We start from the raw sequence: 20,881 nt of genomic DNA on the forward strand, positions 1-20,881 counted from the left end.
GGGGCGATTCTACCCCAGTTGCGCCCTGCAATAACAGAACACCCACCACACACCGAAAGGAGCCGTCCCCATGGCCGCCCCACCTTGCTGGCATATTCTAGGCTTTGGCGCCATCGGTCGGCTCTGGGCCTGTCACCTGGCCCGTGCCGGCGTTTCGGTCAGCCCGGTTTTACACAGCGCGGAGCGCCTGAGGACCTACCCTGGCCACGTCACCCTGTGCACCGATGCCGGAGAAGCACACTTCACCCTTCCCGGCGAATTGGCCACGGCAAATACGCCGATCCAGCAGCTGCTGGTCGCCACCAAGAGCTACGCCACCGAGGCGGCGCTGGCGGGTGTTGCGCAACGACTGGCCCCGAAGGCCCCCATCGTGCTGCTGCACAACGGCCTTGGGCCTCAGCAGCGGGTGGCGGATGCGTTTGCCGAGCACCCCGTCTACGCCGGCACCACCACGGAGGGCGCTTACCGGGACGGCGGCGAACGGCTGGTGCATGCCGGCCGCGGCAGCAGTTTTTTCGGCCCCCTCAACGCCCGCGCCCGGGAAACGGGGGAAGCTGCTCTCGAACCGCTGCTCACCCTGCCCCTTGAAGCCCACTACGACCCGGCGATCCTGCATAGGCTCTGGCAAAAGCTGGCCATCAACGCGGCCATCAACGGGCTGACGGCGGTTCACGACTGCGCCAACGGCGAGCTCGCCCGCCATCCCGAGTACCGGGAAGCGATGGCGCAGCTGTGCCAAGAGACAGAGGAACTGGCTTGCCGCCTGGGCCAGCCGCTCTTCGAGACCCCGCTCTTTGACCAGGCCCTCAAGGTGGCCGAGGCCACGGCCCGCAACTACTCCTCCATGTTGCAGGACGTGCGCGGCGGACGCCCCACCGAGATTGATGCCATCAACGGCTACCTGTGCCGCGAGGCCGAGCGCCAGGGGCTCGCGCTACCCGCCCACCAGCGGCTGCTGGAGGCGGTCCGGGCGCGGCACCCCAACCACCACGGAGACTGAACCATGGGCAACCGCCTATCCAAGATCTACACCCGCACCGGCGATTCTGGCACCACCGGCCTTGGCGACGGCGCGCGCGTCGCCAAGGATGACGCCCGCATCGAGGCCATCGGCGACATCGACGAGCTCAACAGCTGTATCGGCCTGCTCTGCAGCGAGCTTGCCAGCGATGACCCGCTGCGCGAGCCGTTCCAGGAAATTCAGCAGCAGCTGTTCAACCTCGGGGGCGAGCTCTCGGTGCCCGGCTACACGCTGATCGAAGAGTCCCAGGTCACGGAGCTGGAGCAGTGGCTGGAAGCGCTGAACGAACAGCTGCCGCCCCTGACCGACTTTATTCTCCCCGGCGGCAGCCGCCCCGCCTCCGTTTGCCACCTTGCCCGCAGCGTCTGCCGCCGGGCCGAGCGGCGCCTGGTCACCCTGAGTCGCGACGCCGATGTGCGCCCCCCCTGCCGCAGCTACCTCAACCGGCTGTCCGACCTTCTGTTCGTGAGCGCACGCACCCTGGCCCGGCGGGACGGTGGCAGCGAGGTGCTCTGGCGCCACCGGGCCGAGCGCGGGGGCTAGCGGGCAACGCCCGGCCGCAGTCAAGGCCCCCACTCCACAACCCGGGCATTGTGGTCTAGGGTTTCCCTGAGGCAGGCGTTTTGAGCTCGCTCAAGTACGCCGCCGGCTTGCCCGTATAGGCTCGTTGTCATTACTCAAACCTGAGGGTTCACCCCATGAGCGCTATCGAACAGACCATCTGGACCATCCTGGGCTACCTGGCCATGCCCACCTTTTTCATCATCGGCTTTGCGGTCACCGCCCTGATTGCCTGTATCATCATGGACCTGCTGGAGATTGAAAGCTTCGAACACTACTGACAGGGGCCCCGCACGGGCTTTGTCAGGCCGGGGATTTTGGAGTATCTTGGAACGCCCTCTCACCATCATCACGCTGCGATAAGGAGTCGTTAATGGCTGAACTCAGTACCCTCTGGATCACCGGTATCGGCGCGCTGCTGATCGGTGGGCTCATCGGGATGTGGATCGGGCGGCGCAGCCCGGCGGCCAAGCGCAGCGAGACCCTGCATCAGGAACTCAGCGAGACCCGTCGCGAACTCGAGAGTTACAAAGCGGAGGTGAACAGCCATTTCTCAGAGACAGCAGCGCTGGTGAACAAGCTCACGGAGAGCTACCGGGATGTGCACCAGCATCTGGCCCAGAGCGCCAACCGCCTCTGCGAGGAGGAGGGCCTGCTCAAGAGCCTGCAGGCCCCCGAGGTAAGCGCGGTGGAACGCCAGCCCGAGGTGCCGCAAAAACCCGAAGAAGACGCTTTCAACCCACCGCGGGATTACGCCCCCCCGCGTGATCCTGAACAGGCCGGCACCCTGTCAGAAAGCTACGGCCTGGACCGCAAGGCCGCGAACGCAGAACAACCGCCTCACGACCCCTCACGTACCGCGGATCACGCGCCCCGCTGATCGGTTATGGGCGCGCACCGCGCGCCTTCCCTTCGACCTCTTCTGCTGCTCACGCGCCCCTCGCCGGGCGCACCGGGCCGTGCAATCTTGACGTCAGCTACACTTCGGGCATCTTGGTCTCGCCCGGAGAGATGCCATGCCATCGCGCCCCCTGCCCTTCCTCCTGCTCGGCGGGCTGTTTAGCGGGCTGTTTAGCGCCCTGGCAAGCGCCCAGCCCTTGACCCTGCCCACCCAGAAAGTGCTGCCGCTGGAGGTGGCGACCGCGCTGGCCCAGCACGCCATCGCGGCCTGCGCCGAGGCAGGCTACGCTGTCAGCGCCACGGTGGTGGATACCTCCGGCGTCGTGCGGGCCCAACTGCGCGGTGACGGCGCAGGTCCCCACACCCTCGAGAGCAGCCGCAAAAAAGCCTACACCGCCGTCAGCCTCGGGGAGTCCACCGAGAACCTGAGCCAACTGGTGACCCGCATGCCCGCCGCGGCGGGGCTGCGGGACATGGGGACTGATATCCTGGTGCTCGGCGGCGGCCTGCCGCTGCGCGTCGCGCAAGACAAGGTGGGGGGCATCGGCGTCGGCGGCGCCCCCGGGGGCCACCTGGACCAGGGTTGCGCCCAGGCCGCCATCGACCAGGTATTAAGCGACTAAGCGGTTTTAAGGGATAAGACAGTGAAACATCAGCGCTGGGCCAGCAGCCCGGCCAGCAACTGGCGCACATCATCGGCGACGAACGGTTTGTCGCAGATGGCCGAAACCCCGGCCTGCTGTACCCCCGCCAGACGGCTCTGGTCCTCCTCGCTGGTCACCATCATGATCGGCACCGTGGGCTGAGCGCTGTGCTGGCGGATCTGCTCGGTCAGCCCCTGGCCGTCCAGGTGGGGCATGTTGAAGTCGGTCACCACCAGGTCGAAATACTCATCCTGCATGCGCTCCAGCGCCTCTGTGCCGTCTCCGGCCTCAACAAAGTGCTCTATGCCGAGCCCTGCCAGCACTTTGCAGATGAAGCGCCGCGCCAGCGGGCTGTCATCCACCACCAGCACCCGCAGCAACTCCGGGTCCCCGAGCGGAGTCGTACCTTCGGGCTCCAGGGTGTGCAGAGTTGTACGCAGGGCGGTCTCCAGCTGCCCGAGGCTGAAGGGCTTGGGAAGGATCGCAGTGGCGCCCGCCTGCTTCACCGGGTCCAGGTAGCGGAACTGGGTCTCGCTGGAGATCAGCACGAACGCGATATCCCGCAACTCAGTATCCGCGCGCATGCGGGCCAGGAGCTCGGCACCGGAGATATCCGGCAGGTGCAGTGCCGACAGCACCAGGTCCGGCGGATCCCGGCGCATGGCATCAAGCGCCGCCTCGGCACCGCTACAGACCTCGATCGCCTCGATACCGGCGGCACGCAGGTGATTTTCAATCAGGTTACGCTGCATGCGGGAAGGCTCCACCAGCAGTACAAACAATTCGGACGGACGCATGCCCCTGCTCCTTGTAGGAATTTGCCGTGAGCCTAACGGAGCGGCGACCACCGATACAATGACTTGGATCGATAAAATTGACCGCATGCTTTGAAAACGTTGAACGCCCCGGTACATTACAGCCTCAAATTCCAGGATCCTTTAGCATGCCCCCTGACGCCCATTTCCAGCCGGCTGACAGCAGCCCCCGCCAGGCGGCCTGGGCAGGGGCCCGCGCCACCCTGCCGCTGATCGTCGGCGCCATCCCCTTTGGCATTCTGTTCGGCACCCTCGCCGTGCCCAGCGGTCTCTCGGTGGGCGCCACCCTGGCCATGTCCCTGTTCGTCTTCGCCGGCTCCGCACAGTTTATCGCCCTGGGCCTGCTGGCCAGCGGCGTGGGAGTCGGCGTCATCATCGCCACCACCTTCGTGGTCAACCTGCGTCACCTGCTTTACGCCGCCGCCCTGGTGGAGCGGGTCAAGGACCTGCCGCAACGCTGGCGCATCCCCATGGCCTTCTGGCTGACCGACGAAACCTTCGCCGCGGTCTCCAGCCGACTGCTGCAGGAGAAAGCCGACCCGTATGCCCACTGGTTCTACCTGGGATCGGCCCTGGCCATGTACGGCAACTGGCAGCTCTGCACCTGGCTGGGGCTGGGACTGGGGGAACTGTTTCCCGATATGACCGGCTGGGGGCTGGATTTTGCCATGTCGGTCACGTTTATCGGCATGGTCACCCCTTACCTGCGCTCGCGCCCCATGTGGCTCTGCGTGGTAACCGCCGGCGCCATGGCCCTGGCCACCTGGGACCTGCCCCATAAACTGGGCCTGATCGTGGCGGCGCTCAGCGGCATCGCCCTGGGCTACGCCAGCCACCGGCTGCTGCAATACAAGGAGGTGGCATGAAGGAGGTCCTGCTGATCGGCGGCATGTTCGCGGTCACCTTCGGCATTCGCTACGCGCTCTGGGGAACCGCCGGGCGGTTTCGCTTTCCCCCCTGGCTTTCCGACGCCCTGGGTTTCGTGCCGCCAGCGGTGTTGACCGCCATTATCGTGCCGGCGGTGCTGATCCCCGACGGCCGGGCCATTCACGCGGGGCTGGACAATCCCTACCTGATCGCGGCCGTGGCCAGCCTCGCTATCGCCCTCTGGCGGCGCAACCTGCTGGTCACCATCGTCTTCGGCATGACCCTGTTCATGGTGCTGAAGTGGGGGATCGGCCTTTAACCCTGCCACGGCCGCCCTTGGCAGCGCCGCAATCAACCGCTAGGATGCCAGCGCATCAACCGTATTCAGGACTCCTTATGTTCACGCCCCTGCGCGAGGCCGCCTTTTTCAGCCGCCACCAGTTTGTCCCCCTGTTCCAGATCGCCCTGCTCTACACCCTGCCCTCCCTGGCGTTGGAGCTGACCCTCGGCGCGGGTGAGGGACGACCGGACGCCACCACCGGGGCAATGGTCAACGGGCTCTTTCTCTGCCTGGGGGTACTGCAGTTCGGCGCCGCCATCCTCTACATCGACGCCAAGGTCCAGGGGCGGCCGCTGTCGCCGGCTGAGGCGATCGGCCAGGCCCTGCAGCGCCTGGGGGGGCTGCTGATCACCAACCTGCTGATGGGGGTCGCCATCGGCGGCGGCCTGATGCTACTGATCGTCCCCGGCCTCTTTTTCGCCTACAAGCTGGTGTTCGCCGAGCTATTTCTGCTGCTGCGCCGGGAAAACCCCGTCGAAGCGCTCAAGTCCAGCTACCGGGCAACCGAGGGCCTGGCCGGTGACGTGCTGCCGCCCCTGCTGGTCTGGGCCGGGCTGGTGGCAACGGTCTCCATCATGAGTCTGGCCGGCAGCACCGAGGCCGCCTCCGGCCCACTGGCGGTGATCATCCAGCACCTGCTGATGGCCGGCCTCAACATCTGGGGCTGGGCGCTGATCTACCGCCTTTACCAGCAGTACGTGGTCGAACCCGCGACCCTGCCCGGGGAACCCCGGGAGTAACCCTGGCAGGCTATGGCTCCGTCCCGCCAATCTGCTAAAATCGCCGCTCTGTCAAAGAGCCCCGCGACCGCTCCCCGGAGCGGCGCAATGCAACCGCCGATTCACCATACAGGACCGCGCGTCATGAGTGTTGCCGATAAAGTACTGGCCGTTAACAACGATCTGCCGATCCGCACCCAGCGGCCCGTGCACAGCGGCAAAGTCCGTTCCGTCTACTGGCTGACCGAAGCCGACAGTCGCCGCCTGATCCAGGAAAAGGGCTACAACGTGGCGCCGGAAGCGCCCCTGGCGATCATGGTGATCAGCGACCGCCTCTCCGCCTTTGACTGCATCTGGCACGGCGAAGGCGGGCTCAACGGCGTACCCGGCAAGGGGGCGGCGCTGAACGCCATCTCCAACCACTGGTTCCAGCTGTTCCGGGAGCAGGGGTTGGCCGACAGCCATATTCTCGACATCCCCCACCCCTTTGTCTGGATCGTACAGAAAGCCCGCCCGGTGATGATCGAGGCGATCTGCCGGCAGTACATCACCGGCTCCATGTGGCGCGCCTACAGCCAGGGCGAGCGCGAATTCTGCGGCATCCAGTTGCCCGATGGCCTGCACAAAGATCAGAAGCTGCCGGAGCTGCTGATCACCCCCTCCACCAAGGGCATTCTCAAGGGCCTGCCCGGGGTCCCCGAGGCGGACGACGTCAACATCACCCGCCGGAACATTGAAGACAATTACGCCGCCTTCAACTTCCGCAGCCCTGACGACATCGCCCAGTACGAAACCCTGTTGCGCGAAGGGTTTGAGCTGATCAGCGCGGCGCTGGCCAAGCTGGACCAGGTCTTCGTCGACACCAAGTTCGAGTTCGGCTACGTCACCGACGCCCAGGGCGAAGAGAAGCTGATCTACATGGACGAGGTGGGCACCCCCGACTCGTCACGTATCTGGGACGGTGCCCAGTACCGGGCCGGCCAGGTGGTGGAGAACTCCAAGGAGGGCTTCCGCCAGCAGCTGCTCAGCCACTTCCCGGACCCGGACATTCTGCTCAACAAGGCGCGCATGGCCGAGCGCGAGGCCCTGGCCCGCGACAATGCGCTGCCCGCCTCGATGCTGATGGAGGTGTCCCGCACCTACGCCGATATCGCCGAAAAGATCACCGGCCGCCCGCTCGACCTGTCGGAGAACCCCAAGGCCGAAATTATCAGCGTGCTGCGCGAGCAGTACGGGCTCATCGACGGATAGGGGCCGGCGCCACATGCCCTACCAGGTCGAGCACTGGGCTGAATCCCGCATCCTTTACGTTCGCAGCTGGGGAGAGATAACCCCGGAGGACCGCCGGGCGCTTCTGGCCGAAGCCCTGGCGCTGGCCCCCGGGGTGCGACGGCTGCTGGTCGACGGCCGCGAAGTCACCTCGTTTCTCAATGCCGCGCAGACGCAGGACCTGGCGCAGGCCTACCACGCCAATAGCCGCTCCATCAACCGCATCGCCCTGCTCCACCGCCCCAGCTTCAATCCTTACCCGCTGCTGAGCAGCCAGGCAGTGATCGATGGGGTGACTCTCGAGGAATTCACCGACCTGGACGCCGCCAAGGCCTGGCTGCTGGGCACCCAGCCCTGAGGCGCCCCGCCGCTTAATCCCAGCGGGACTCTGCCTCCCGCCGCTCGAACTCCACCCGCCGCCCGTCGGCCAGCAGCTCGCTGATCCGCCAGGGCCGGCCCGCCTCATCCAGCTCCACCAGCCCCAGCCCTGGCTCATTGAGCAGGCGCCGCCCGCGGGGCGTACCCCGGGGCTTTCGGGGAATCACCCGCATCCAGCGACGACGGGTAAACCAGTTCAGCGGCGAGCGCGGTGAATAGAGACGGCGGTTGAGGCGGTCCAGCACCTCCAGCAGCCGGGCGGGAAAACGGTTGCGCACCCCACTGGAGCAGATCTGCCAGATGTGAGGGCCGGTGCCCCGGCGGCCGCGCAGCTCCACATCGTAGACGAAGGAGTAGTGGACATCGCCGGAGAGCACCACGAAATTTTGCGGCGTCTTGGGGTGGCGGAACACATTGAGGATGCCATGGGCCGTCCCCCTGTGCGCCATCCAGTTCTCGGCATCGACCATCAACGGAAAGCCGCACCAGGTAAAGATGCGCTGAATCACCTCGATCAGCTTGACCCCGAAAATGGGCGCTGGCGCCACCAGGATCACCGCGTCTTGCCCTCGCAGTCGCTGCTGAAGGTCAGTAAGCGCTTCCCAATCAAGCAGTCCGGAGGGTTTGGCGGCGGCGGACTCCGAACGCCAGCGCCGGGTACGGGTGTCCATGACGATCAAAGGCGGTACCGTGTCCCACTGGTAGTCCCACTGTTCAAACCGCAACAGGTTGTCGATCAGTTCGTCGTGGGACGCGCTGCCCGGCCTCCTCAGACTCGTAGCCACGGCATCCAGCAGCTCGCCGGAGAAGGCCTCGGGCGCATTGCCCCAGCCCTGGTTGACCAGGTAGGCGATCAGCCCGTTGCCGACCATGCGCCGGGAGAAGGGGTTGCCGTAAACCGCCTCCTCCCACTCGCGACTCAGGTTCCAGTCATCCGAGATGTCGTGGTCGTCGAACACCATGGCCACCGGCAGGTGGGCCATCAAGCGTCGGACGGCCTCCAGCTCATGCTGAAACCCCTGAAGAACCTGCCATTCATGCTCGTAGCGGGCACGCGCTTGCGGCTTAAGCCCGGACGGTGCGCGAAGGCTCACCAGCTTCCAGGGTTCGGGGGACCACACCAGCAGGTACATGGTCATGTACTCAGCCAGGGTGATGAGGTGGTTATGGGCGCTGTCGGAGGTGAACACCGGCTTTCTGACCCCGCCGAAGAGGATGTCGGTCAGCGCCCGCGCCCGGTCCACCTCCGGCAGCAGCTCTTCGCGGGCATAGTAGCTGGCATGGTGACGGTAGAGCGCTTCGGAGTTGGGCAGCTGGGTCAGGCCCAGCCCCTTCAGGTCCTCCGACGGCCACTGCAGGCGCTGAATCACCTGGTGAATGGCCTGCAGCATTGGCCCGGCGACGTCGTCGGCGTAGATCTGATCCCCCGACATCACCACCAGGTCCGGCCAAGCAGACTCAGGCTCCCCGCTCAAAGCCCGGGCCAGCAGCCGGTCGCCCTCTGCCAGGCCGTCGCCGCTGTCGTGGTGCGGCTTGCGACAGGACCCGTGCAGCACGCGGCTGAGCCTGCCGGGGATGCGAAACCCCGGGTGCTGGCGCCCGGGATAGACCAGCCCGGGCAACAGCGCGCTCAGGCTTTGCCAGCCGGCCGCCGGATCATCCTCCAGGCGCAACTCCAGCTGATAGTCGACCCAGGTGCCGGGGGACAGCGGCGGCTCCAGATCCAGCGCCAACAGCAGGTAATGCAGTCCGGGAGCGGCCTGGAGCTGGCGATACTGGGGTGTGCCGAACTCCGGCGAAAGACGGCGCTGCGGCCCGTTCTCGGGGGCCAGCAGAACACGCGGTTGCGCCGGCGAACGCGTTGCGAGCCAGAGGACGACCTGGGTCGCGCTGACCCGGCGCAGGATGGGGCCGGCCAGTACCGGCGGTATCGGGGCCTGTGACGGTGTGGTAATCGCGCTGCTCCTTTGCCGCCCGGAAACGAGCGTATCCGGCATCCGTTGCTGAAGGCGGGGCGCGGCTCGCGGCTCGCGGCTGAAAAGGTCGCATTTTCGGCCCGCTCAGCAAAATTTCCCGCCGCTGGCGACGCCCCCTGCGCAACCCGGCGCAACAACGAGGCTGTAAACAGTTTTGACCACTTCTGCAGGAAACCGCAAGGGCGGCGGCTGACGCCTTCGCTCCCGGCCCTCAGGCCGGGCGTCTCACCTGGGTTCTGCGCTCCGGGAAGCGCCGGCAACGCGGTCTAGAAAGCGCCGGCCGGAGAAGGCCGAGCCCCTTATCCACTATGAGTCGAAGGCAAGTTCGGTCTGCTGCCCCAACGACAGCAAGGCGGCATGCGGGTCCCGCTGGGAAAGCACCCCTTCAATGCGCACCGGTTTGCTGAGCAAAAAGCCCTGTGCCACGTCGCAACCGAGCGCCCGAAGATAGGCAAACTGGGCTTTGGTCTCGACCCCTTCGGCGACCACCCTGAGCCCTAGGCGGTGGGCAAGGTGAGTCACCGCTTCAACAATGGCGCCGTCTTTCTCGTTGCCCGGCAGCTCCGACACAAAAGCACGATCGATTTTCAGCACGTTAACCGGCAGTTTTTTCAGGTAGTTCATGGAGGAAAAACCGGTGCCAAAATCATCGATGGCAATGCGAATCCCCGCCTGCTGCAGTTTTTCCAGGCGCAGGATGCTCAGTTCGATGTCTTCGAGCAGCAGACTTTCTGTAACTTCAATTTCCAGCTGCCCGGGCACCAGGCCCGCCTCATCGCGGATCGCTATAACGGTGTTCACCAGGTTTTCATCATTGAACTGCTTGGCCGACAGGTTGACCGCGATGGCCAACTCATTCCCCGGCCTGCTATGGCGGCGGGCATCTTTACAGGCCTGGCGCAACGCCCATTCACCGAGTTCACCGATCAGCCCGGTTTCCTCGGCAAGGGGCACGAACTGGTCCGGATTAACAACGCCCTTCTCGGGATGATTCCAGCGGATCAGCGCCTCGACCCCGCATAGCCGCAGGCTTCGAGTCTCGAACTGGGGTTGGTAGACCAGGAAAAACTCGCCGTGGGCCAAACCGTCACGGATCTCGTTCGCCAACACGATTTTCTGCTGCACCCGCTTCTGCAGTCTCGAGGAGTAGTACTGAAAGTTATTGCGCCCCTTCTCCTTGGCCAGATAAAGCGCCATGTCCGCCCCTTTCATCAAGGCAGTGGCACTGTCACCGTCGTCCCCCAGTACGGCAATTCCGATGCTGGCGCTGCAGCGCAACTGATGGCCGTCAAAGATGAAGGGCATGGCGATCGCCTGCAAAAGCCGCCGGGCCAGCTCAGCGCCGGCCTCACGGCTGTGACGGGCCAGGATGGCAAACTCATCCCCCCCCAGGCGGGCGATATGATCGTCATGCCGCACCGAGTCACGTAACGCCTGGGCCACATGAACCAGCAGTTTGTCGCCAGCTTCATGACCCAAGGCGTCATTCACGTGTTTGAAGTTGTCCAGATCAAGCAGAAGCAGGGTATGCATCTCTGCGTAGCGATCGACCGCGAGCAGCCCCTTTTCCAGGTTGTCATAGAAAAGACGTCGATTCTCCAGCCCGGTCAAGGTGTCGTAATAGGCCAGGTTTTCCGCTTCAGAACGGGCTTCTCGCGCCTCCTTGAGGCTGAAGCGTATTTTCCGGGACATCAGCCCCAGCTGCACGGCCAGACGGCCCAACGCATCCCTGCTCGAAAATGGCGGCAGGAGCACCGCCTCCCCTCCGATGGATTGCGCATACCGCTCCAGCCCCTCAATACGCCGCCGCAACTCTCCAAAAAAACCGCGAAGCATAAACAAGGCCACCAACGGTGTACCGACCAGGATCAGCAGCAAATCCTGTTGCAGGCGGGTCATCAGGCCTGCCTGTTCATCCATACGGGTCCGGGCTTCGGAGACCACCCGGTCGACACGCGCCCTCATCTTCTCATTATCCTGTTCAAGCCAGTCATCCACCTGCTTGATGGTCGAGATAATCGATTCGAGCGGGTCGATCGAGTCCCGGTAGAGCTGCAGCCTGTGGTTGCTGCTGGGCGTGTCCAGCAACTCTTCTCCGATATCCGTCAGCATCCAGACATTTTCCAGCAGGGGGGCAAGGGACGTCTCCAGTGGGGTGCCGGACGAGCGTTCCCGCTGCAAGTCAAGGGTGTTGAGCGCTTGATGAAGGGTGATGAGTTCGCCGGTCAGGTGCGATATTCGTGCGTCGGACCGATCCGGGTCCAACGTCAAAAGTTCAAACTCTAAATTGAATTCGACGGCCAGGCTATGAAGGCGGGAGGCGAGGTGATGCCACTTCAGGTGTTGTGTCAACCGCTCCTTGGCGGTGACCAGCTCTCGCTGGAGCTCGGCTTGCTGCTGCCGGGAAAGCTCGGAAGCCTGCCTCCCCTTGTCCACCGACCAGACCACCGCGCCGCCGATCAGGGCGAGCAGTAGCACCAGCCGCAAGGTCAGCAGGCGGTGAAGGGATTTGACCCGTCGGCGTCTTGGTCTGGCTTGGCTGATCAAGGGAAGCATTCGCAACTGTCCACTGCCCTAGAACTGGAAATCCAGCGTAGCGGAAACCTTGTGATCCTCATTTTCGGACCGGTCGAACACCGAGATCGCACCCTTTACCCGCTGGCCCGTCTGAAATACCACGTCATCAGTATGCCCCGTGTCCATCTTGCGCAGCATCTCCAGGTGCCAGCGACCATCACGCCAGACCCCCTTGGCGGCAATGTCGGCGATCGATCCCTCGGCCTCGGAAAGCAGCACATACTTGGGCATGACCGCCTCCTCCCTGCTGCTGTAGCGCGCGGTGCGATACAGATCACTGCCCGCGTCATTTTGACGCAGAACATAAACCGCCGAGCCATCGGCAGCGGTCATCCGCGCGCCGCGCAGCAGCTTGGAGGTGCTGACCGTGGTCATTTTGTCATGGGCGAGCCCGAGCGGGTTGCTGCGACTGGATTTCCAGTGCCACATATCGGCTTTAAACGCATTTCCGGAAAGCCAATTGGCATCGAAGGTGCCACTGATGCCAAATTGAAGCGCCAGTCGATCTTCCCGCTGCGGCCCCTTCACATATTTTCCCCGCTGCTCACTCCAGACATAAGGTTTATGTAACAGGTCTGCCTCAGCGTCAGGCCACTCCATATAAAAAATCACCTGATCACCAAAATACCCGGCTTTGACTAATACCTCGGAGGCCTCGACCACCGATGAATCGACCAGGGGTTGAAGCGGCACGAGTTGCCCGGGATGGTCGGCCCATTCAGCTGGCTGAGCATCAAGTACCGGCGGGGCATGCAGCGGGATCACTTCGATGGTCTGGGCCTGCAGACCTGCGCTCCCGCAGAGAGAAAGGAGAGTTAAAGCGACACGGGAAACCGACTTCATCATAACGCCTCTTACAACCAGAATAGGAATCTGAATAGGCCGAAATGCAAAACGAAACGACGTCTAGCTATTATTTTTATGCGCGAACTTTTTAGCCGGGCGCACCTACATATACCCTATCAGGCCTGTTGAATCGACCGGTTTCGGCATAAATGAGGGGCGCGTGGCTAAATAGACGCCCCTGAAAGAGATACCGTGCCGCTATTTGTTTCTCGCTCGGCGCCCCCCATTGCAAGCAAGCGGAAGTGCGCCTTTCTAATTTCAGCCGCGCACTTTTTTGCCGTATGAGATTGACCGCACCCCTGTCGCTAGTCCCGCCCCTCCCCCGCGAGCAGCACCCGATCAACAAACTTTCTCAGCAAGTCATTGGATTCGGGGGTGTCCACCGCGCTATCAAGCACCTGCTGCAGATGTCCGTCCCCGTTGGTGTACTTGGCCTTGTAGAGGGTCAGGCGCTCCACCAGCACCCGCTTATCCACCTCCGGGTGGAACTGGGTGGTCCAGAACGGCGCGCCCTCGACTTTGAAGGCGTGGTTGCACGCTGCGGTATAGGCCAGCGATGTGCAGCCTTGCGGCGCCTCAAGCGCGCGCTCCCGATGCACCGCCACTGCATGAAACCCCGCCGGCGTATCGCGATACAGCGGGTCATTCTGCGCGGCCGCGGTCACCTGAATGGGCAGCGTCCCCATCTCGAAATCCTGCGCGTCATGCACGATCTCCCCCCCCAGGGCCATCACCGCCAACTGGTGGCCAAAACAGGAGGCAAATACCGGCTTTTTAATGGCGATGCAGTGGCGCAGCAACCCCTGGGCGTGAATGACAAAGGGGTAGGCGTCTGGCTCCAACACACTGGCTTCGCTGGAGCCCCCGACAAAAAGCGCGTCGTACCCCTCCACCACACGGTGGTCGAACCGGGGCGTATCAAACAGATTGAGAATATCGAACTGCCGCGCCTCCAGTTCACAGAACTGGGCGAAGCTCTGTAGCTCTTCTTGGCGGGTAAGGGGTTCATCGCGAATCTGCATCAGCAGAATACGCAGCTGCGAGCGGTGTTTATTCATGCAGGTTCCCTGTACAGCAAAGACCGAAAAGCCCCCGGCCCTGGTGCCTCCGGGTTTGCCTAGTTACTGCGGCGCGTGGCCCGGTAACGGCCGCCACTGAAAGCCTCGAAATATTGGCCAAGTTCGGGGTGATTGACGGGTTCGCCACCGGGATCGGCCTCCAGGTTACGCTCGGCCACGTAAGTTTCATGCACCGCGTTATGCACCAACACGCGGTACCAAGGGGCCTCCTTGGGGGGGCGACTCTTCGCCACCTGCTGGTACCAGGCCTCGCTCAGCATAAAGCGCGGATCCACGTCCACCACCACCCCACGGTAGTTGAAAAGCCGGTGCCGCACCAACTGGCCGATTCCGAAGCGGGCGTTGCGCATGTTATCGCAACCGGTTACCGGCCCGGCAGGATGCCGTGGGCCATCAGGACGTCGCGCACGGTGCCGCGCGCCTCCAGCTGCTGGTAGGCGCGGCTGAAAGCCAGGTTAAACTCCCGGCTCAGGGTCTGGCGGGAAAATCCGACGTAGTAGTCGAGCTTGCGCACCGGTCCTGCGTAGCGGATATCGGTCAGCCCCAGCCGACGCATCACCGCCAGCCCGACCTCCCGGTTGCTGAACACGGCATCCAAGCGTCCCACCGACAGTTGGCGGAACCCGGTCTCGTTATTCGGTGACATTTCAACGGTAAACAGCGGCTCCTCGCCCCGCAACAGGCTCAGCGTACGGGAGGTGTTGGAAGGGCCGTACACACCGACTTGGTAGCCCTGCAGATCCCCCGGCGCGGCGTAAAGCAGGTGATTGTCCCCCGCCACGAAGATTCCGTACTCGGTCTCCAGCAAGGGGGTACTGAAATACAGCCAGCGGCTGCGGGCCTCGCTGAAACCGATCACGTACATGCCGTCGAATTCACCACTGCGGGTCAGGGCCTGGGCGCGCCCCCAGGGCAACAGACTGTGCTCGCAGGTCACCTTGATCAACTCGCAGGCGCGGTCGATCAGAACCCGTGCAGGGCCGGCGACTTCGCCATCCTCCAGGTAAGAGAAGGGAGGAAACTCCTGGGTGACCAGTCTGATCCGCTCCGGCAGGGGTGCTTCGTCGCCGGCTGCACTGGCACGCGCCTGGGAGGACTCATCCGGGGGCGGCAGGGCCTGCGTCTGAGCGGTGGCAGCGACGCTGATGAGCGCGCCCAACAGAAAAGCCCCAAGCGAGAATAAACGATTTACAGCCATGGTATGTGCTCAATCACCCCGTTGATAACCGGTTAACTCGACAAACCCCTGCCCCCGATGAGAGCCCCGCACCCGCACCGCCCCTTCCCAGTAGCGCACCGAGAGCGCCATCTCCTGGTCCTGCAGGAGTGCCTCAACCTCAAGATCCAGCCCTGCCTCAGGTACTTTTAGCCGCCAACGCACCGGGTAGCGGATTCCCTCATCGCTGCGCCAATAAGCCAACGGCTCAATCAGCAGCTGCTGGGGATCCAGAGACGTTATGCGCCCGGCGCGATCGACCAGGCTCAGTTGGCGCCAGCCGGTCTCGCCCTCCCGGGTACGAAACCGAAACGCCATCAGCTCGCGGCCATCGTCCAGCTGCAGGCTGAACCAGTCCCAGCCGGCCTGGTCAGGGGCGAGAACATTGCTGCTCCATTCGTGATCATACCAGGCGGCTCCCTGCACCGGCGCCTGGCGCCCCGACCAGCTCAGGCTACCGCGGGCCTTGAGCCGAGTATAACTGTAATAGAAGGAGCCGCCACCCTCGCGGCTTTTGCGGCTGAAGCCCGCCTCACCCTGCAGCACTCGCGGCTTGAGGGGCTCAAGCACAAGGCTGAGGCCGATCTCCGCGCCCCGGTCTACCGCCTCCAGGTGCAGGGGAAACAGGGTGCCCGCCTCCCGGGCCTGCAACTGCCAGTCTCCCACCCAGATCCTGAGCGGTGTGCCCCCGGCGCCGGCAAGCCCTGCGCCGGGACGACCGAAACGCTCAACGGCGCGGTGGCTCCCCCCACCCAGGTCGCTGACGGCAAAATGCCCCATGTAGAGCTGTCGGTCGACCCAGGAGTTGGTCGATGCCAGCCCCCCCGGCGGGTCCAGCGCAAAGCGAAACAGGGTGAGCTGAAAGCCGTAGCGGTTACCACTGACCGGATCCTGAAGATGACCGGTGAGGTACCACCACTCGTTGCGAAAATCCGGGTGCGAACGGTGATCAGCAGGGAAACTCAACGCCACCTGTGAGGACGCCATGGCGTAGTCCCCCTCCGGGGCCTCACCCAGCAACTCGCCCAGAGCAAGGCGGGGCTCGGCGGGTGGCTGCGGCCACAGCAAGTGAACGCCGGACACCAGCAACACCAGCAGACAGGCCACCCACCCCAGTCGGCGCCCCACGCTCACGCCTCTGCCCGCATCAATCGGGCCCGGCTGTAACCGCCGCGCACCAGGCGCCAGGCCGGATACGCGAAGGCCAGCAGGCTCGCCAGCAACGCCAGCGCGGGTGCCTGCAACAGCAGCCCCGGCTGCACGCTCCAGGCCAGCGACCAGCCAAAGGCCCGTAGCTGAATCCAGTGAATCAGCCCCCAGGCCAGCACCAGCCCTGTCGGGATCGCCAGCAGCCCCGCGATCAGCCCGATCAGCAGCGCTTGGTAGAGAAGCAGCCGCAAGCGTTCACCCGGACTGAAGCCCAGGGCATGGTAGAGCCGCAGCTCGGCCTGGCGTTCCAGCTGCAACGCCAGAACCGCCGCCAGCATGCCGGCAAAGGCCACCATTACCGCCAACAGCCGCAATACGTCGGTAACGGCAAAGGTGCGCTCAAAGATCGCCATGGAGCGCTCCAGCGCCCCTTGAGTCGGGGTGATTCGCAGCGGCGGTTCGGGGTAGGCCAGCCGCAAGGCATCGATAAACGCGGTGATGTCGGCCCCGGCCTGCAGGTAGACACCGGCCACCCGCCCAGCCTGATCCGAACCTTCGCCCTCCCAGTGCCGTCGGTTGATCAGCACCCGCCCGTTGTCGCTGCCGTAGTCGTAATAGATGCCCGCGACTTCAAAGACCCGTGTCCCTCGAGGCGTCGTCAGCGTCACCGGCTCCCCCACGGCCAGCCCCTGGTGAATGGCCAAAGGTTCGCTGATCAGCACTTGACCGGGCCGGTCAAACCCCTCCCAGGCGGCTACCGCATCGCCGGCGACAAAGCGGTAGCCGGCCCGGGCGGGCGGGGGCAGCCGGGCACTGATCAGCTCCACGTGGCGCCCCGCAAGTCGGGTTTGAAAGCCGCGAAAGGAAGCGAGGGCCTGAACCCGGGGCTCGGCGGCCAGCCATTGCCAGAGTTCGGGAGGCAGAACCTTATCCGCCCCCGGCACCGCGCTCAGGGGGGCTACGTAAAGGTCGGCGTTGAGCCGCTGCTGCAACCAGCCTTCAAGGGTCAAGCGAAAACTGCCGATCATGGTGCCCATGCCCAAGGTGGTGGCGATCGCCAGCACCAATGCCGCCAGCGCTACCCCGCTGCGCCCGGTGCCGCGGTCGCCGTCTCGCAACGCCATCTGCAGCATCAACGCTGGCCGCTGGCGCTGGCCTAGGCTGCGCCCCAGGATCCGACAGCAGGCCGCGGTCAGCGGCGGCACCAAGGCGGCGCTGGCCAGCAGCACCAGAGTAACCGCCAGGTAGCCTCCGGCCAGGCCGCTGCCCGGCCAGCTTCCCAGCGCAACCGCGCCGGCCACCATCAACGCCGCCATCCAACCCCGCCGGGTCGCCTTGCGGTTGGTGTCACGGGCGAGACTGACCTGGCTACCCGCCTCCCGAACCGGCTGGCCCAACAACCAGCGAAGCGGCCCCCAGCCCACCAACAACAGGCCGCCAAGGGTAACCACGGCGCACTTAGTGATCACCGCCGCCCCCAGTTGCAGGCGTTCAATCGGGCTGGTGCCATAGAGATCATTCAGGGTACGGGTGACCAGCACCAACAATTTCTCGGCCAGCACACTGCCCAGCAGCCCCCCAAGCAGAGCCCCCAGGATACCCAGCAGCGTCAGCTCCAGCACGAGGTAGCCGGCCAGCTCACGGCGAGTCAGGCCGATGGTGCGCAGCTGGGCAAAGAGGCTTTGGCGTTGCAACAGGGAAAAGCTGAGGCAGTTGTAGGCGAGAAACAGCCCCACGACCATCGCCAGCAGGCTCAGGGCACTCAGGTTGAGGTGCAGGGCATCGCTCAATCCCTGGCTGGCCGCGCGTTGCTCGTCGGCAGTTTCCAGGCGGGTGCCGGCCGGCAGCCATGCCTGCACCCGCCGGGCCTCGGCCTTGCTCAGGTACAGTTCGATGGCATCCAGCCGACCGGGCAGGTCCAGCAGCACCTGGGCCTGCCCGATATCCATCAGCACCAGGCGCGCATAACGGGCATCTCCGCGCTCCCCCAGGGGCGCGATCACCCGCAACTGCCGCGCTCCGGACTCGCTTACGACCGGCAGAGGCGAACCCGCTTCTGTGCCGCTCTCGTCCAGGGTATCAACGCCCACCAGCGCCGCCCCCGGGGTGAGAATCAGGTCGCCCAGCCCCCATTCCCGGCGGTCGCCGGATACAGCATCGGGACGAAATCGCGAGGCCTGCAGGCTGTCGAACGCCAACAACTGCAGCACCGGGCCCTCGGCATCGCCAAGCCGCAGATACCGGTTGATCAGGGGCGCGGCGCTGACGCCAAGCTCGGTCACCAGACTCGTCAACAGGCTTTCCGGGATCGTCCCTTCTGCCTCGATGCGGTGGGTGGCGCTACCCAGCAAGCGCTCGTTGGCAAGGCGGAAGTTGTCACGGGCGCTCTGATTGGTCACCTCAACGCCCATCACCACGGCCACCCCCAGCACCATCCCCAGCAGCGCCAGGGCCGGCAGCCAGGGGTGACGGCGGAAATGGCGCCCGCTGGCACGCAAGACCAGGCTCAGCATCAGCTAAGCTTCCGCTCCGGGGCGCCCTTTAAGCGCCCCTCCTCCAAAATCAGGGTACGGTCGCCCAGAGCGGCCAGTTCGGCGTTGTGGGTCACCAGCAATAGACCATGTCCGCCTACGCGCACCTGTTCGATCAGCAGTTTGACAACCTGTTCGGCACTGCTGGCGTCCAGGCTGCCGGTGGGTTCGTCCGCCAGCAGCAGCGGCGGCGAATGAATCAGCGCCCGCCCGATGGCAACCCGCTGCTGTTCGCCCCCGGAGAGCTGCTCGGGAAAGCGCTGACCGAGCCCGACAAGGCCCAGCGCCTCAAGCATCGCATCCACCCGGCCGCCAAGGGGCTGCCGGTTGAGCTGCAGCGGCAGCTGCAGGTTTTCCGCCACGGTCAGAGTCGGCACCAGGTTGAAAAACTGAAAAATCACCCCGATCCGGCGCCGACGAATCAGGGTTCGCCCCCGATCATCGAGCTCAGCAAAGGGTTCACCCTGAAAACGGATGTCCCCCGAGTCAGGGGTCTCGATACCGGCCATCAGGTTGAGCAGGGTACTTTTGCCGCCACCGCTGCGCCCCAGCAGCACCACGACCTCCCCCGCCGCCAGGGTCATGTCGACGCCGCGAATGACGGGGACCTGCTGCTCAGCCTGGACAAAGCTTTTGTGCAGCGCGTTGACTTCAAGCAGCTCCACGGTCAGGGCTTCGCTGTCACGGCAGCACCAGGGGATCGGCGACCTGCCGAGCCTTCTCCGCGCCAAACAGAAGCTCGACCAGCACCAGGGCAAACTCCAGCGCCGTGCCCGGCCCCCGGCTGGTGACGCAGTGGCCATCCACCACCACCCGGTTTGCCGCCGCCGAGGGGTCGCTAAGGCGCTCGACAAAGGCGGGATGGGCCGTCGCCCGACAACCCTCCAGTAACCCATGCGGCTCTAACACCACCGCCGGTGCAGCGCACAGGGCGGCAAAATAACGTTGCTGCCTCTTCTGACGCTGCAGCAGGCTCAGCAGGGGGGCGCACTGAGCAAGCCGCTCGGCGCCGGGCATGCCCCCGGGCAAGGCAATAAGGTCGAACGACTGCCCCAGGCACGCCTCGATCAGGGAATCGGCCACCAGATTGACGCCTCGGGATGCCGTGATCTGCAGCCGTGGCTCCACCGAGGCCACCACCACCCGGGCCCCGGCCCGACGCAATATGTCGATGAGGCAGACAGTTTCAATCTCTTCGCTGCCATCCGCCACCGGCACCAATACCGCCCGTTCCATTGTTTTTTCCCTGGTTTCATTAACCTGCAACCTGCGTTAGGTACAGTAGAAGAGCCCTTTAGGGTTCGCCAACCGGGGCGGCTCCCGGAGCCCGTCAGGCTAATAAAACTTGATTTCTATCAAACGACATTAAACAGGCCGTTTGATATAGTGAACTGATGAGATTGAATGGACGCTATCGATGACGTTAACCCCCCGCCCCTGGATGAAGCCCGCGGACCTGGGCCTCTTCGACCTGCCGCAACTCCCTTGGCCCGTGTTTGTGCACTTGGTGGATCACTACTTTCGGGTGCAGAATTTTCGCACTGAGCTCAAGGCACTAGGCCCCAACGAAGCGGAAATTCTGCTGTACCGGGACGGTGCGAAAGACGCCTTCGCCCTGCTTAAATGCTACCCGGGCCAGCGCATGGTGGATGTGGATCAGGTGGTGCGACTGCAACGCCACATGAACGAGCAGTCGGTTAATCTGGGCTTTCTGGTAACCCCCGGAAAGCTGAGCGACCATGCCTACAGCCTCTCGGTGGGACGGCCCATTCAACTGTTCAGTGGTAATCGGCTGCGGGCGAAGATCGAGAACTTGCATCCCGAACTCCGCCGCCGCGTGCTCGACAGCATTGCCGGTGTCCAGAAGTGACCCGGCGGCCTCACCCCGTTTTTTGATGAGGGGCTGGGCAACCCTCCTCTGAGCGCCGCAGCCCACTCGGAAGCGAGCGCGGCCCAGTCCTCCTGCTGCACGCCCACCTGCGACGCGGCGTCA

The 20,881-nt window shown here is 64.4% G+C and carries 22 protein-coding genes; 11 read left to right on the forward strand and 11 right to left on the reverse strand.

What is annotated here, in order from left to right:
• Nucleotides 1–70: 70 nt before the first annotated feature.
• From JGZ97_RS10670 to JGZ97_RS10690, 5 genes are all read left to right on the forward strand, one after another.
• Nucleotides 71–1,000 (forward strand): 2-dehydropantoate 2-reductase, encoded by a 930-nt coding sequence (locus tag JGZ97_RS10670; RefSeq protein ID WP_207062606.1) that lies wholly within the window; start codon nucleotides 71–73, stop codon nucleotides 998–1,000.
• 3 nt (nucleotides 1,001–1,003) lie between these two features.
• Nucleotides 1,004–1,564, forward strand: a complete 561-nt coding sequence (locus tag JGZ97_RS10675) for a cob(I)yrinic acid a,c-diamide adenosyltransferase (RefSeq protein ID WP_207062607.1) — start codon at nucleotides 1,004–1,006, stop codon at nucleotides 1,562–1,564.
• Between the two features lie 155 nt (nucleotides 1,565–1,719).
• On the forward strand, nucleotides 1,720–1,863 hold the full coding sequence (locus JGZ97_RS10680) for a TIGR02808 family protein (protein WP_207062608.1): 144 nt from the start codon (nucleotides 1,720–1,722) through the stop codon (nucleotides 1,861–1,863).
• Nucleotides 1,864–1,955: 92 nt separating this feature from the next.
• Nucleotides 1,956–2,462, forward strand: a complete 507-nt coding sequence (locus JGZ97_RS10685; RefSeq protein ID WP_207062609.1) for a YhcB family protein — start codon at nucleotides 1,956–1,958, stop codon at nucleotides 2,460–2,462.
• Nucleotides 2,463–2,598: 136 nt separating this feature from the next.
• Complete coding sequence (locus JGZ97_RS10690) at nucleotides 2,599–3,105, forward strand: heme-binding protein (protein ID WP_207062610.1); 507 nt, start codon at nucleotides 2,599–2,601, stop codon at nucleotides 3,103–3,105.
• 29 nt (nucleotides 3,106–3,134) lie between these two features.
• Here the strand turns inward: JGZ97_RS10690 and JGZ97_RS10695 are convergent, their stop codons facing one another.
• The gene (locus JGZ97_RS10695) at nucleotides 3,135–3,923 is read right to left on the reverse strand and encodes a response regulator (RefSeq protein ID WP_207062611.1); all 789 of its coding nucleotides are present in this window, start codon (nucleotides 3,921–3,923) and stop codon (nucleotides 3,135–3,137) included.
• Nucleotides 3,924–4,069: 146 nt separating this feature from the next.
• On the opposite strand from JGZ97_RS10695, the gene JGZ97_RS10700 reads away from it, so the two are divergent.
• The 5 genes from JGZ97_RS10700 to JGZ97_RS10720 all read left to right on the forward strand — a co-directional run bounded on the left by JGZ97_RS10700 (nucleotide 4,070) and on the right by JGZ97_RS10720 (nucleotide 7,494).
• Nucleotides 4,070–4,807 carry an AzlC family ABC transporter permease gene (locus JGZ97_RS10700; protein ID WP_207062612.1) on the forward strand — a complete coding sequence of 246 codons (738 nt, stop codon included), beginning with the start codon at nucleotides 4,070–4,072 and terminating at the stop codon, nucleotides 4,805–4,807.
• Entirely contained in the window at nucleotides 4,804–5,127 is a 324-nt protein-coding gene (locus JGZ97_RS10705) for an AzlD domain-containing protein (protein WP_207062613.1), read from the forward strand. The genes JGZ97_RS10700 and JGZ97_RS10705 overlap by 4 nt, the downstream gene beginning before the upstream one ends.
• A gap of 77 nt (nucleotides 5,128–5,204) precedes the next feature.
• Complete coding sequence (locus tag JGZ97_RS10710) at nucleotides 5,205–5,888, forward strand: YciC family protein (protein ID WP_207062614.1); 684 nt, start codon at nucleotides 5,205–5,207, stop codon at nucleotides 5,886–5,888.
• 123 nt (nucleotides 5,889–6,011) lie between these two features.
• A complete protein-coding gene (locus tag JGZ97_RS10715) occupies nucleotides 6,012–7,118 on the forward strand; it encodes a phosphoribosylaminoimidazolesuccinocarboxamide synthase (protein WP_207062615.1) in 1,107 nt (368 codons plus the stop codon).
• A 13-nt stretch (nucleotides 7,119–7,131) separates the two neighbouring features.
• A complete protein-coding gene (locus tag JGZ97_RS10720) occupies nucleotides 7,132–7,494 on the forward strand; it encodes a hypothetical protein (RefSeq protein ID WP_207062616.1) in 363 nt (120 codons plus the stop codon).
• Nucleotides 7,495–7,507: 13 nt separating this feature from the next.
• On the opposite strand, the gene JGZ97_RS10725 is transcribed toward JGZ97_RS10720, so the two are convergent.
• From JGZ97_RS10725 to JGZ97_RS10770, 10 genes are all read right to left on the reverse strand, one after another.
• Nucleotides 7,508–9,511: an alkaline phosphatase family protein gene (locus JGZ97_RS10725; RefSeq protein WP_242521682.1), complete on the reverse strand. Its 2,004-nt coding sequence runs from the start codon at nucleotides 9,509–9,511 to the stop codon at nucleotides 7,508–7,510.
• 285 nt (nucleotides 9,512–9,796) lie between these two features.
• Entirely contained in the window at nucleotides 9,797–12,046 is a 2,250-nt protein-coding gene (locus JGZ97_RS10730; protein WP_207062617.1) for a bifunctional diguanylate cyclase/phosphodiesterase, read from the reverse strand.
• A gap of 18 nt (nucleotides 12,047–12,064) precedes the next feature.
• Entirely contained in the window at nucleotides 12,065–12,913 is an 849-nt protein-coding gene (locus tag JGZ97_RS10735; RefSeq protein WP_207062618.1) for an ethylbenzene dehydrogenase-related protein, read from the reverse strand.
• 305 nt (nucleotides 12,914–13,218) lie between these two features.
• Entirely contained in the window at nucleotides 13,219–13,971 is a 753-nt protein-coding gene (locus tag JGZ97_RS10740; RefSeq protein WP_207062619.1) for a type 1 glutamine amidotransferase, read from the reverse strand.
• Nucleotides 13,972–14,030: 59 nt separating this feature from the next.
• Nucleotides 14,031–14,342 carry a heat shock protein HspQ gene (hspQ, locus tag JGZ97_RS10745; protein ID WP_207062620.1) on the reverse strand — a complete coding sequence of 104 codons (312 nt, stop codon included), beginning with the start codon at nucleotides 14,340–14,342 and terminating at the stop codon, nucleotides 14,031–14,033.
• A gap of 14 nt (nucleotides 14,343–14,356) precedes the next feature.
• Nucleotides 14,357–15,151 (reverse strand): ABC transporter substrate-binding protein, encoded by a 795-nt coding sequence (locus JGZ97_RS10750; protein ID WP_207062621.1) that lies wholly within the window; start codon nucleotides 15,149–15,151, stop codon nucleotides 14,357–14,359.
• 48 nt (nucleotides 15,152–15,199) lie between these two features.
• Nucleotides 15,200–16,336: a lipocalin-like domain-containing protein gene (locus JGZ97_RS10755; protein WP_207062622.1), complete on the reverse strand. Its 1,137-nt coding sequence runs from the start codon at nucleotides 16,334–16,336 to the stop codon at nucleotides 15,200–15,202.
• A gap of 2 nt (nucleotides 16,337–16,338) precedes the next feature.
• The gene (locus tag JGZ97_RS10760) at nucleotides 16,339–18,870 is read right to left on the reverse strand and encodes an FtsX-like permease family protein (RefSeq protein WP_207062623.1); all 2,532 of its coding nucleotides are present in this window, start codon (nucleotides 18,868–18,870) and stop codon (nucleotides 16,339–16,341) included.
• The gene (locus JGZ97_RS10765; protein ID WP_370584040.1) at nucleotides 18,870–19,553 is read right to left on the reverse strand and encodes an ABC transporter ATP-binding protein; all 684 of its coding nucleotides are present in this window, start codon (nucleotides 19,551–19,553) and stop codon (nucleotides 18,870–18,872) included. The genes JGZ97_RS10760 and JGZ97_RS10765 overlap by 1 nt, the downstream gene beginning before the upstream one ends.
• 16 nt (nucleotides 19,554–19,569) lie before the next feature.
• Nucleotides 19,570–20,124 carry a DJ-1 family glyoxalase III gene (locus JGZ97_RS10770; protein ID WP_207062624.1) on the reverse strand — a complete coding sequence of 185 codons (555 nt, stop codon included), beginning with the start codon at nucleotides 20,122–20,124 and terminating at the stop codon, nucleotides 19,570–19,572.
• 181 nt (nucleotides 20,125–20,305) lie between these two features.
• On the opposite strand from JGZ97_RS10770, the gene JGZ97_RS10775 reads away from it, so the two are divergent.
• Nucleotides 20,306–20,758, forward strand: coding sequence for a restriction endonuclease (locus JGZ97_RS10775; protein ID WP_207062625.1), 453 nt, complete (start codon nucleotides 20,306–20,308; stop codon nucleotides 20,756–20,758).
• Nucleotides 20,759–20,881 lie beyond the last annotated feature (123 nt).

The organism is Motiliproteus sp. SC1-56, from assembly GCF_017309075.1.
Taxonomy (GTDB): domain Bacteria; phylum Pseudomonadota; class Gammaproteobacteria; order Pseudomonadales; family Balneatricaceae; genus Motiliproteus.